Origin of the sequence: Microcoleus sp. POL10_C6, from assembly GCF_036701585.1 — a bacterium.
Classification (GTDB): Bacteria; Cyanobacteriota; Cyanobacteriia; order Cyanobacteriales; family Microcoleaceae; genus Microcoleus.
Genome location: NZ_JAUBRB010000002.1, coordinates 99,286 through 112,484 on the forward strand (window position 1 = coordinate 99,286; position 13,199 = coordinate 112,484).

Annotated in this window: 7 protein-coding genes; all 7 read right to left on the minus strand. The window is 43.6% G+C overall.

Translation table 11 applies throughout. The features are described 5' to 3' along the window. Positions 1 to 126: 126 nt before the first annotated feature. Positions 127 to 2,622: a hybrid sensor histidine kinase/response regulator gene (locus tag QUA34_RS01540; protein ID WP_333324883.1), complete on the minus strand. Its 2,496-nt coding sequence runs from the start codon at positions 2,620 to 2,622 to the stop codon at positions 127 to 129. 90 nt (positions 2,623 to 2,712) lie between these two features. Beyond that, positions 2,713 to 4,596, minus strand: a complete 1,884-nt coding sequence (locus QUA34_RS01545; RefSeq protein ID WP_333383534.1) for a methyl-accepting chemotaxis protein — start codon at positions 4,594 to 4,596, stop codon at positions 2,713 to 2,715. Positions 4,597 to 4,918: 322 nt separating this feature from the next. Next, a complete protein-coding gene (locus QUA34_RS01550) occupies positions 4,919 to 6,340 on the minus strand; it encodes a methyl-accepting chemotaxis protein (protein WP_333383537.1) in 1,422 nt (473 codons plus the stop codon). 442 nt (positions 6,341 to 6,782) lie between these two features. Next, entirely contained in the window at positions 6,783 to 7,913 is a 1,131-nt protein-coding gene (locus QUA34_RS01555; protein WP_333383540.1) for a chemotaxis protein CheW, read from the minus strand. A 3-nt stretch (positions 7,914 to 7,916) separates the two neighbouring features. After that, the gene (locus tag QUA34_RS01560; protein ID WP_333383543.1) at positions 7,917 to 9,593 is read right to left on the minus strand and encodes a CheR family methyltransferase; all 1,677 of its coding nucleotides are present in this window, start codon (positions 9,591 to 9,593) and stop codon (positions 7,917 to 7,919) included. 379 nt (positions 9,594 to 9,972) lie between these two features. Next, on the minus strand, positions 9,973 to 11,742 hold the full coding sequence (locus QUA34_RS01565) for a R3H domain-containing nucleic acid-binding protein (RefSeq protein WP_333383545.1): 1,770 nt from the start codon (positions 11,740 to 11,742) through the stop codon (positions 9,973 to 9,975). Between the two features lie 170 nt (positions 11,743 to 11,912). Next, positions 11,913 to 13,064 (minus strand): circadian clock protein LdpA, encoded by a 1,152-nt coding sequence (gene ldpA / locus QUA34_RS01570; protein ID WP_333383548.1) that lies wholly within the window; start codon positions 13,062 to 13,064, stop codon positions 11,913 to 11,915. Positions 13,065 to 13,199 lie beyond the last annotated feature (135 nt).

Genomic DNA, 13,199 nt, shown 5'->3' on the forward strand with positions numbered 1-13,199 from the left:
CGTAGTCCAAGTATTGGGCATTGGGCATCGATGCACTGGTAATGGTGCACTGGGCACTGGATATTTGGCCTTGCTAATTGGTAGTAAATAACAAATGCCTCGTAACCAAGGAGTAATGACTAATGACTAAACTAACCTTTTTAGTGTCTCTACCAACACATCTTGATTAAAAGTACCTTTAGGAATATAAGCATTTGCCCCCGCATCAGCACCTCTTTTTTTATCTTCATCCGATGCCAAAGATGTCACTAAAATTATCGGCAACTCACTGTATTCTTTTTGCTCCCGAATCTTAATAGTCAGGGCCAAACCGTCTAAATTTGGCATTTGTATGTCAGAAATCACAGCATCAAAATCGCGAGTTTTTAATTTATGGAAAGCATCCAATCCGTCTACCGCAGTCACAACTTCGTAACCCGCACCTTCCAGGATGCGTTTTTCTTGAGTGCGCGTGGCGATCGAGTCTTCTGCTAATAGTATAACTTGTTTTCTGCTGGCTGTCTCAAGTTGCGATCGCGCACCAGAAACCCCACGGGACGAAACTTGCTGGCGTACAGATTTTATCAAATCGTGGGGATTGAGTACCATACAAACTTCCCCAGTACCGAGAATTGTGGCACCCGAAACATTTCGCACCCGTTTCAGCAATAGACTTTGAGGTTTCATAACCACATCCTGTTCGTCTATCAAAGCATCTACAAATAATCCCAATCTTTCCTCCCCAACTTTCACAACAATACAAGGCATTTTTGAAGAACTTGAATTTCGGAAGTAGTTTTGATTTTTTGTCGAAATTTCGCTGCCGGTTTCCTGTCTCAGATACCGATTTTTTTGCCAGCCTTTTCTATTGTTTAATGCTAGCAAATCTGTCAGATGAGCAACTGACAGAGGCTGACCCTTTGAAAGTATAGTTTCCTTACCTTCTATAGCAAATATCTCAGACTGAGACACCAGTTGTGCCGTGTCTACAAACTCGACTGGCAGACCATAAGGAATGTCTTCAACTGTGACAATTAATACATTTGCTGTAGCTAAAGACGTGCTGATTTGCAGCCTCAAAGTGCATCCTTGTCCCGGTAAAGACTCTACTTGAATACTACCTTTTAGCGCTTCAACATTAGTGCGAACTACATCTAAACCCACCCCGCGCCCCGAGACTTCGGTAACAAATTTTTTGGTCGAAAAACCCGGAGTAAAAATTAAAGATTGTACTTGAGTATCGGTCATTTCTGCCAGTTGTTCAAGCGTACAAACATTACGTTTTACAGCCGTTTGTTTAATGCTCTCTAGATTTAGTCCCCGGCCATCATCAGAAACTTCAATAATAATATTGCTAGCAATATTATAGCCTTTAATTCGGAGAGTAGCCACCGGAGGTTTACCTAGTTTTTTCCGCTCCTCAACAGTTTCAATCCCGTGGTCGATCGCATTTCTAATCATGTGCATTAAAGGGTCTTTCATTTCTTCTAAAATGCGTTTGTCTGCTGTAGTTTCGCCTCCTTCAATCACTAATGCAACTTCTTTACCTTCCCGTTTTGCTAAATCTCGAACAGTTCGAGGAAATAAATTAAAAATAGTAGACAAAGGCAGAAGTCTCAGAGTGCGAATTCCTGATTCTAATGCCTCAGTGATTAATTCGAGTCTAGCAGTATCTTCATAAACTCGATTTCTCAAGCGGTTGACTAAAGTTCCGAGACGTTCTAAACGTTCTTCTGTACGTTGATAGTAATCCTGCAATTGGCTAAATTTACCGCTGGCTTTAATACCGTTTTCATCTATTTGCATCCGATCAACAGTCAAGCTCGTTACAAAATATTCTCGGCTCCACTCTTCCCACAAAGTTGTAATTTGTTCTATCTCTGCAACTCGGTGTCCTAACCGAGTTTTTGTGACAGTAAGTTCCCCTGCTTGAGTCATTAAATCGTCTAAATTTTGAGTAGCAACGCGAATGGTTTCAATGCGGTAAGATGAGGTAGATGATGCACTAACTGCCGACGGCGAAGCCGACTCAGGGGCGGGCCCGGAAGGTGCAGGCAAGTTTTGAGCTTGCAGTAGAAATTCTGGCTGGGATTGTAGGGGTAAAAAAGAGGAATTTTTCTCTAAGTTAAGGACTTCAGAAGTTTCAACATTTGTTTCTAGTTCTTTGGTAGAAGGCTCAGTAAATTGCGCTTCTACCAAGGGTTGTTCTGGTACTTGTGAAGATGAGGGATCTACTATTGAGGCAGCAGCCTGTGGCTGTGGCTGACTAGAAGCACCCATCATGCTAGCGAGGATGTAAAAAGTATTAACGCCGGAATCTTCGCCGGTAACGGCTTCGTTAACGAGTTTCCGCATGGCGTCTAAACCTTGCAAAAGTCGATCGCTAATATCCGAATTCAGTTGAGTTTCTCCCCGTTTTACAGATCCCAAAATATGCTCCATTTGATGAGCTAAAGATGCTACATTTTTTACTCCCAGCATCCCAGCATCACCTTTAAGAGAATGGGTTTCCCGCAACAATTGTTCTAACTTAGCTAAGTCGCTCGGATATTGTTCTAGGTACAGCAATCCGTCGTCGAGTTTCTGTAAGTGTTCTTGACTAGCGACTTTAAATACATCTCGAAGTTCTTGATCTTCAATCATCATATAGGTTATTAAGTAATAGCTGATTGGTTATGGCTTAAGGGTAATGATAATTCGTTAACTCCTCCGTTCATTACTAATGACTCATGACTACACTACTTCTTTAAGATTAAATGCAGCTTTTGTGAGTTGTTGAGTACCAATTTTAACTTGAGTAATGCCACTGACTGTTTGAGACGCGGATTCCTTCATAGAACTCATGGCATCACCTACTTGCTGAATTGCTATCGCCTGCTGTTTAACATTAAATGAAATTTGCTGGTTGCTAGCAAACACCAGATTGCAAGCTTCCCTCACACCCGTAAAAGCTTCTGCCGTATCTTGTGCTGTTTTTACCCCTTCTGCAACTGTTTTGCGACTATCTTCAGTTGCTTTTACCGTTGAGTCGATCGCGCCCTTAATTTCTGGAATAATACCATTAATCTTTTGTGCTGCTTGTTGGCTTTCATCTGCTAACTTACGAATTTCGCTTGCTACCACCGCAAAACCTTTACCGTACTCGCCGGCTCTGACTGCTTCAACAGCGGCGTTGAGAGCCAGCATATTAGTTTGGCTGGCTAAATCGCTAACCAAACTTGCGAGAGTCGATATATTGCCAATCTGACTCGTGCTGTCGTCGAGTCGATGATTTTGCTTAGAAATTGCCACCACAGCTTCTCTAAGATTCAGCATTTGATTGAGAGTTTGATCTACCTTTTTAGTACCTTCTTCGGCTAGATTTAAAGCTTGGCGAGCAGCAACGGCAACAGACTCAGCTTGCTCGGCTGTTTGCTGAGAAGATCGGCCCAAATTTTCTAGAGTTATAGTTGTTTGATTAACCGAGACAAATTGTCTATTTGCTATTTGCTCTTGTCGGTTCATATTAGATTCTATTTGCAGTGAAAATGACGATATTTGGTAAATCAACCCCCGAATGAGAGCAACAATTTTTTGCAAAAAAAACCATCCCAATCCCAGCACCACAGCCAGGGAAACAATAGCAATCAGGGCTGCTATTTTTTGAAGAGAATCGATGGAAGAAAATAGCAATTTTTTGGGTGAACTATCCACAATTACTAAAAAATTATTTGTATTTTGTTTGCTGGGGAAAACTGTATTATAGCTAATCACTAGCTCCCTATTATCAATATTTCCCTGACCACCTGAGAGTATTTTAGCAACAATGTCTGCAGAATAATCATTTTTGACATTTTCCTTAGTTTTAAGTTCCAATCCCCATGCTTTTTTAGGATTGGGATGAGCCAGATAATACCCATCTTGATTTAAGATAAAAGATTTGTCTGATAGTTCAGGATTGAAATTTTTAACCATATCGAGCAGAGTGCTACCCAGAGCATTCGTAATGAGAAAGCCTTGTCTTTCTCCTTTGGGATTAAAAATTGGAGTGGCATAGCGAATTGTTGGCTTATAAGGAATTTCTATTTTCCCCCTTTCCTTATTCAGATTTAAGGAAGACACATAGACTTCTCCTGATTTTAGCTTCATAGTTGCCGAGAAGTAATCTGTGTCTGCTTTATTTTGTAGTTGAGAATCTGGAATAACTTTGATATTTGTGCCGTCAGAATCTACGCGCACGATCTCTTTACCACTGTTATCTATATAACGCAATTGCATATAATATGGCTTGGCTTCCATCATGGATAAAAATGTGAGTTGCATTCGATAAACCCAATCTTTATAAGTTGAATTAGTTTGTTTGTCTAATCCATTTCCTTCTCTAGCTCTAATCATTCCCTGAACAGGGGGAGTTTTGCGGAGAAACAAAATATCGGCTCTCAGATTTTCCAATTTGTTACTCATTTGATTGGCGGTGGAATTAACACTGTCACTAAGGGTTATTAATGCTAAATTTTGCAGTGCTTCTGTTGAAGAAGAAATTCCATACCAACCAACAATAGATACGGGAATCAAGGTACTTAAAATTAGGAGTAGCAATAGTCGATGCTGCATTTTTTGGAAAAAATTGTTAATCATTAGTTACTGGGAATCGGTTACTGGTAACTTGTACGCTCGCATAGTCTAAGTATAGAGAACTGGAAAATTGTATGATCGGGTAGCCGAAGCATTGAAAATTGGGAAGTGTAATAAAGAAAAAATAACAACTTCCTAATAATAACTCACAACTCACTACACTGCTGATTTGATATTAGGTTTTTATTTGCATTTGCCCATAAACAAGTTATTACTCCCGTTAATATCGCTGGAATTGTAGCGAGGTCGATCGCCAAAGCAATTGTTTTAATTCTTAAGGATATATTTGACCTTTTTGGGGAACTACTCATAATTCATTGCTCTCCTACAAAACTGCTTTCAAATCTAAGGCTGCTTCATTCAATTTTTGAGTACCGACTTTAGTTTGACTGATACCGCAAGCGGTCTGGGCTGCGGCTTGATTGAGAGAGTTCATAGCTTGCACTACCTGTTCGATCGCGATCGATTGCTGTTTGGCATTCAGCGAAATTTGCTGAGAACTCAAAACCACATTGTTAATGGCATTGGCAACTCCTGCAAATGCCGCTGCGGTTTCTGAGGCAATATTCACGCCCGATTCCACTGTTTTAGTTCCTTCGTCTGTCACCATTACCGTTGAGTTGATCGCTTTTTGAATATCAGCAACTAATAGATTAATTTGCGCTCCTGACTTTTTACTGCGATCGGCAAGTTTGCGAATTTCTGACGCTACCACGCCAAACCCCTTGCCGTGTTCTCCTGCCCGCACTGCTTCAACAGCAGCATTGAGTGCTAACATATTAGTTTGATTAGCCAAATCGCTAACTACACTTGAGATATTACCAATGTGATCTGTTTGTTCGCTCAACTCTATAATTTGTCCTTGGATATCCTGAACTTTAGTTTTCAGAGTTGCCATTGCTTCTAAAGTTTGTTCTACAGCTTTTGTGCCACCTCCAGCTAAATTCAAAGCTTGCATTGCTTGAACCACGGCTGTTTCTATCTGCTGTGATGTCGCCCTGGAAGAGGCTCCCAATTCGTCCATTGTAGTAGTAGTTTGATTTACGGAAGCTGCTTGCTGACTTGCCATGCGTTCCTGTTCTTCCACGGTGGCTGCAATCTCAGTGGAAGAAGTGGCGATCGAGCTAATTGCCCGATCGATAGTTTGGGCAATTCCTGATGATATCAGCCAAGCTATAACCGCACCTAACACCAATAAAAACACGGAACCAAATACCAATGCCGATATCAAAAAAACTAAAGATTGCTTCGTTTTTTCTGTAGCTTGCTTAATCGCTTTTACTTCTACTTCGCGAAATTGCTTATTTACTTCCACAAATTCATCCACAAATTGTGTATGTTTTCCGGTGTTAAAGAGAGCCAATGCTGCAGTTCTATTATTTTTTTGTAATAAAGCAACTATTTCGTTAGAACCGTCATAATATTCGTTGCAGAGTTTTAGCATCTTCTCTAAACGCATTCTCTGTTCAGGATTTTCCATCTTCAACTCCGCACTATTCCCCGAATCACGAGCTAATTCTCCACCCGTCTTAAAATCATTTAAAAACTGCGGATTTTTATTAATTAAATACCCGCGCATTCCCCGTACCATTTGTTCAGCACCTGCGGACATATCATTTGTGTCTCTGATCACATTTTCTATCCTTTCTACTTCTGCAAAATTATTCAACACTTGATTAGTAGTTGTATAAACTAGCACCGGAAAACCCAAGTATATAGTTGCGGGCGCTACATATGCCAGCAGCATTCTATTTCTAATATTTAATTTTATTAACTTAGAAAACATATTTTTCTCCTTAATTTAAGCACGTGAATATACGAATTAGATTGCTTAGTTAAATCTCGCTTGAAAAGCGGATTTGGTATAACTCAATACGCTTGGGTTAAAACTATTTATTCCTCAGAGATCCCCGTCGCATCCCCGCCCATCGTTGCGAGGACTTTGAGTAAGTTCTTGTCCCCCCATTGAGAAGGGGGGCTAGGGAGATCGAGCTTAACTGAACCGTATTGTGGTATAACTAACTTCTTTAGTCCTGGACGCATTTCAAGATAATTCTCTCATGCTAAGTCCCGCTCGTTACCAGTCTTGATCTCTGCGTTGGATCGGGATTGCGAAGGAAATGAAGTATCAAGCCAGATGGTTCACTGCACTCATGACAGATATACTTTGCGTAAGTCCTGTTCTGGATTCAAACCTCTTCATCAACAACTACTCCTCCTTTTGTCAGCAGTTTTTGCAAGTTGAGAATAGCCATCATTTTTTCCCCGTAAATAGCTGTCCCCCGTAGATATTCGCGGTTGGCAGAATGCAGTGCTGCCGGAACAGCCGCAATTTCCGACACATTTAAGTATATAATATCTAATATTTCGTCAACAACTATACCAGCGACAAAATCGGCCACTTCAACAACGATCGCCTTAGAGAGATAATTTGCAGTCTCCGACATATTTAAAGACATATTTAAAACACTGCGAATATCAATTAGCGTCACAATTTCTCCCCGTAAATTTATATTTCCCACTATGCGATCGGGAGTGCAAGGAACCGGAGTTACTTGGTTGATATCAGTAAATTCGCGGACTAGATCTAAATGAATACCAAAGTATTCGCTATTCAAAACAAAAACCGCCAGGGACATATTAATTGCAGCATCATTTTCCCCCTCGCCTCGCAGCCTCAAATGATTAGCGCGCGATTTAAAAATTGCTTTTTCTTCCGGGGTAGCCTGCGGGCCAAAAACGTGACGCTTGCTCAAATTTTTAGGATTTTTACCTAACAATTTTGAACTTATTTGCCCGTGTAAATTTTCCGTCTCTGCCTCACCTGCTGCTGCTTCACTACCTTCATTGCTTGGAGAAACAGGACAGCTTTCCTCTGACTTTTCGGGAGAATATCTAATTAAGTGATCGAGATTTAGCAGCATGATAATATTGGCTTCGCTGCGGGCAAGTCCAGCTACAAAATAATGAGAAGCTTCTGAATTCTCTCGTCCGTAAGATAGCTGCGGAGTGATGGCCTCTTCTGAGAGTTCCTTAACTTCGCGAACTTGATTGACAATTATACCAACTTTCGATTCTTGCCACTCTATGACGATCGTACTATCTGTCACAGAATACTCCTGCCAAACGTATCCGAAACGCAGATTCAGATCCATCACGGGCAGAATTTCGCCCCGAAGGTCGATCGCCCCAACAATATCTTGAGGTGCTTCTGCAATTGCTGTCAACTCCGGCAGAAAGAAAATTTCCCGAACGTAGCAGGCTTCTATACCGCAGAGAAAACCGTTCTGTTCAAAGATAAGATACGGTTTAGTTTCCATATTTTAGTGTACAGTTTCTTTACTGTATAATTTTAACAATTTTTTTTTAACATTCATCAGCACTTGACTAGCTGTCATTTTCCCCTGTGAATCTATGGGAGTGTTTGGCGGTAGTGCTTTCAGGATTTCACAAGATGAATTGTACATTTTAATAGCTCTTTTTACTTGACCTTCTTTATTGTATATATTCCCTAGTTCTATATAAGCTGAAACAAAAGAGGGACACATATAAATAGTCCTTTTTAATAAATTTTTTGCTGTTTCCAATTGCCCCTGTTCTTCAGCAATTTGAGCTTGTAAATAATCAGTATATACTGAGCCAGGCTCTACTTTTCTAGCTCTATTACAGTATTCTATGGCCTGAGAATAATTGCCGGCATTTGCCTGAACTTGAGCGATTAAAAAATAAGCATCAAAATTAGGTCCCTGCAAGTCTATTGCCTCTTGTGCCTTGTTGATTGCCTCAGCATACTCTTGATTTTTAAATAATTTTTTAGCCTCTAAAATTAGCATTTGAGGCGTTTGATTTTGAGTATTTTCTGCTAGTATTTTTTCTGTAACTGACACGGCTTTGTTCGGCAAGCCATCCTCGATATAGCGAGAGGGCAGCATATTCCCCAGCAGATTACTTATTTTTAATAGGGAAGGCATCTCTATCTCTGGAAAATTGCTGTTAGTAGTAAAACTAGGTGGCATAGTTTCCCCTGTTAGCAACTCACCACTATCATCGCCCATAGTATCTGCTTTCGGGAATTCCCGAAATGCCGAGTTGGCTTCCCCTACCGTCGCAACCCTAGACTCTATTTGACAGCCTTCCTCCGGTACAGCATCCCGACGCTGATACACCACCGACTCCGGGAAAATCTTGGGTTCAAACTCGTTCATAATTTGACCGTAAACTTCAGCGTGACCGGTCATTAAATATCCTCCAGGTCTCAGGGTCTTGGAAAATTTTTTCAGTACCAGTGAAATATACTTATGTTCAAAATACACAAAAACGTTTCTACACAAAATTAAGTCTATGTTATAAAGATTTTGGTAAATATTAGGAAACTCATCTGTGATTAAATTTACACAACTAAAATTGACACTTTCGCGCAATTCTAGATTAATTTCCCAGTCATTTTGCCTCTGATGAAAATACTGCTTTTGTATCTGCGGTTCAACCAAGCGAAACGACCAATGATTGTAAACTCCCTGGGGGGCTTTTTTGATTACTTTTTCATTGATATCTGTACCTAAAATTAATATTTTCCATTGTTCCCAATCTGGAATCAATTGTTTTAAAACAATAGCTAAAGAATAAGGTTCTTCACCGGTGGAGCAGCCCGCACTCCAGATTCGCAATGTCGGCTGCATTCCCACGGTCTTGTGCAAGTTTCTTTTCTGCTCTATCAATTCAGGAAAAATTACTCTTTTTAACAGAGAAAACTGTCCTTTGTCTCGCATAAAATAACTTTCAGTTGTTGTTAATAGTAAGACTAATTTTGCCCATTCATTTGTACTTTCAAAAGTTTTTGCGGTTAAAAGTTGATAATATTTTTCGGGTTCTGCAATTTTTTTATCTTTCATCCGAGTCATGATTTTATGAGACAAACCAGCTCGATCTTGGGACCTAATTCGCACACCAATTTCAGTAGTAATTAAGTTAATAAATAGCTGAATTAGGGAATCATTCATGTCAATCCAGGTAGATTCATTTAATAATTTGGGAAGTGAGAACTTTTACTGAGCTGGTGCTGAGTTTGTGCTGAGCATAGCTGCTAGGCGGCGGCTCGTCAGTTCGCAAAGCCGAAGGGAAGTGCGTAGCTGAACTATTGGGAATGGGGGAACTTGTAAGCTCGTGTAGTCGAAGTATTGGGAATTGGTAATTGGGGAATTTGGAATTATAAATCGGGAATTTAGCCGATCGCCTGAACAAGAACAGTGTCACAGCACATCATATCAGAAACTTGCCAGCTACTTAAAGGAAAAAGGCAAAAGGTAAAAGACAGAACCCAGGAAAAAATTATCCCTTCTGCCTTCCACCTTCTGCCTTCAAAGGCACTAATCTCCCACTTTAAGCTGGATATATCCGCAGGCGGCGATTAGGTTCTTCCCCAAAACTGTGGGATTTCAGGTGATAGTGTTCCACAAGTTCGTGCTGCATTTTACGGACGTTAGGAGAACGGGGCAGGAGTTCCACCGGCTGTCCCTTGGGAATGACAATTTGCTCCACTGCTAAGCGCGTTTCTTCGAGAGCTTCGAGCTCATCAGAAGAACCGCTGCGGGCGAATAAGGCGAGGTCTGCCACTTCCGGGGTGCCTGGGTCATCCATGTCCAACAGGCGCCGCAAAGCTCTGGCTACGTGGGGAATAGTGGCGGCCTTAATTGTGTGCACGGGAACTTGGCGAGTTTTGGCCAAGTGCCTCAATTTCGACTGGTTCCGAACGTTCGATCGCAAAGCCACAACCACGTCAGCACTCTCAATATCCTTCGTCAGCAGCACCGGCAGGTTCAGCGTCGAAATCACCTGTTCGAGCTGGTGGCGAGGTATGCCGTAAGGATAAACGTGGAGGGGCAAATCTTCGCCGTTAGGGCCGACATTATGGGAATAGCGTCCAGCCGCCTTGGGTACCGGTTCGACGGACAGGGATTCTTCGAGCAGTTGCTCGAAATACCGAGTCTCAGAAACCGGCGCGCTTTTAGCAGCGAAGTTCTCGCTGGGAGCGGGCATCGGCACCATTTTGCCAGCACTCCGCCACCCAGAGATCGGTGTGACGGGCCGGATTGCCGATACCGCAGCCGTGCTGCTGGAAGCTGCCATCCCCGGAAACCGGGCGGGGGGAGCGGCTGACTCGCGCTCGATAATTATTTCTCCAGTCTCGCTGACGCTTCTGATTTGCTGGTGCGGTTCGCGTCCCCGCAGCAAAGTGTCGATCGCATCTGCAACTCGCTCGTGGATTACCCAGCGCTCGCGTTCGAGCATTTCGATGGCAATTTCAAAAGTTGGCGGTGCTTTGCGCTCCAAAACCGTCTTTTGAGAACCGCGCCGTCTTGCTTCGTCATCTCCCAGCGTCACCGCTTGGATGCCCCCAATTAAATCTGCCAGAGTCGGGTTTTTCATCAAGTTTTCGATCCGGTTCCCGTGGGCGGTACCGACCAACTGCACGCCCCTTTCGGCGATCGTCCGAGCCGCCAAAGCTTCGAGCTCCGTGCCGATTTCGTCAATCACGATCACTTCCGGCATATGGTTTTCCACTGCTTCGATCATGACTTGGTGCTGGAGTTCGGGGCGGGAAACTTGCATTCTGCGAGCTCTGCCGATCGCTGGGTGGGGAATATCTCCATCTCCGGCAATTTCGTTGGAGGTGTCGATGATTACCACCCGTTTTTCCAAGTCATCGGCGAGCACGCGGGCAATTTCCCGCAGGGCCGTGGTTTTGCCAACTCCAGGGCGGCCGAGCATCAAAATTGACTGACCGGTTTCCACTAAATCGCGGATAATCCCGATCGTCCCGAACACAGCGCGGCCCACCCTCAAAGTCAAGCCGATAATCTCGCCGCTGCGGTTGCGAAGGGCGCTAATTCGGTGCAGGGTTTGCTCGATACCGGCTCGATTGTCGCCGCCGAAGTGGCCGACTCGCTCGATGCAATAGTTGAGGTCTGCCTTGGAAACCGGTGTTTGGGAAAGAGGTTCAGCCAATGATGGAAAACGAGCTTCAGGTTGGCGGCCCAAATCCATGACAATCTCAATGAGATTGTTGCGCTGCGGGTGCTGCTCTAAGGGCTGCCGGATCTCATCTGGCACGATGTCTAATAATCTGTTGAGGTCGTCTGTAATCTGCATTCGCCTCGATGTGTTCGGTGACGTTTTCAACTTTTTAGTCAGTTGTCAGTTAACAGTTGTCAGTTGCCAGTTGCCAGTTGTTATGTGTCAGTTGCCAGTTGTTGTTGAAATTAACTACTAACTACTAACCACTAACTAATGACTAATGGCTACTGACTAATGACTACTGACTAAAATTCTTTGAGCGGGGAAACTAGAGAACGAGCTAAACTCACGGCCTGTGAGAGAAGTTCTGGGACGGCTTCGAGCTGAGGTAGCCGAGATGTTTGAACTCCGGCTCCTGGCCGCGTGACTGCCACCGGAACGGCATAGGCTCGATCGGTCTGCATTCTTTCTAACTGTTCTAAAATTGGCGATAGCAAAACCCTGGCATAGCTGCCGTAAGCTACACCTGCAATATATTGGACAGGGGGAACTGACAAATTTGTCCCGGCATCCTTCATCAGTCCCTCGGCTCTCAACTTGCTGACAGTGTGAGCATTAGTGCCGCCTGCAAGTTGCACGTATCCCGGCAACTGGGCAGCCAAAACTTTTTGACCGAGTTTGACCGCGGCTCTAGTAGTTCCTGTTCCGATATCTCCGCTCATTGGCCTACCGTCCGTTTGCCAAATTAGGGGACAAGGAAGGGGGGAAATTATTTGATACAGTGTCCGCAAATAATCAATCAAACCGTCTCCATCGGGGCAACTAATTGCTATTACCTTGAGTTGAGCGACCCAGGGAGCTATGCTCGACCAAAGTCGCGCAAAATCTGCCTCTCTGCCTACTTGCGTGTGGATTTCTAGGGCGTCCGCACCGGATTGCAAGATTAAAGGTGCGATCGCGGCGGGAGCAGACACGTAAGAACGAGTATAAATCAGTTGGCTCGGACAAATCGGCAGACAGCGACCGCAGCCATAGCATTGCTGGTCTATCACCCCGGAAAAACCACTGCCAGCACTCTGAAAAACTATTGCTTCGGCTGGACATATTTTTTCGCACGGCCGCCAGCAGTCCGCCGGACAATCGGCTGGGTTGAATTCGGCTTTGCGAAAATGCGGGTCTTCCCCATCGTTTAAACTCACCATCAGCAACGGCAACCCTTTGCCGCCAAACCTGCGGTTTTGAGTTCTTGCCTGTAAGTCGCTGGCCACTTGTAGGGCTTCTTTCGCTGCGGCGACGGCGGCGGGATCTGCCGCGACATCGATACAGTCAGCGCCTGCTAAGGTGTAAGCCAAGGTGAGATTCCGTACAGCAGGCAGGTGTTGAAAGCTCGCCCCACAGATCAGCTTGAACCAATGGCCATCTTTTAATGAGTTTAGGGGATGATAATGTTCTGTCACCCTTATATGCTAATCCTTTGAGCTGAAAATTACTATGTGGAAATTTCTACTTAATTTGAAAATTTAGGCGGTTACAAGCTGGAAACGCTACTGATAGCAGTAGCTCTGGTGCTGTTGGCCCTATATGTAGAGTTC

Coding starts and splice junctions, on each gene's coding strand:
- QUA34_RS01555 (WP_333383540.1), bottom strand. CDS start 7,913: ATGGAAACTAAACCGTATCTTATCTTTGAACAGAACGGTTTTCTCTGC.
- QUA34_RS01550 (WP_333383537.1), bottom strand. CDS start 6,340: ATGCTGCTGGCATATGTAGCGCCCGCAACTATATACTTGGGTTTTCCG.
- QUA34_RS01540 (WP_333324883.1), bottom strand. CDS start 2,622: ATGATTGAAGATCAAGAACTTCGAGATGTATTTAAAGTCGCTAGTCAA.
- QUA34_RS01565 (WP_333383545.1), bottom strand. CDS start 11,742: ATGCAGATTACAGACGACCTCAACAGATTATTAGACATCGTGCCAGAT.
- QUA34_RS01560 (WP_333383543.1), bottom strand. CDS start 9,593: ATGAATGATTCCCTAATTCAGCTATTTATTAACTTAATTACTACTGAA.
- QUA34_RS01545 (WP_333383534.1), bottom strand. CDS start 4,596: ATGATTAACAATTTTTTCCAAAAAATGCAGCATCGACTATTGCTACTC.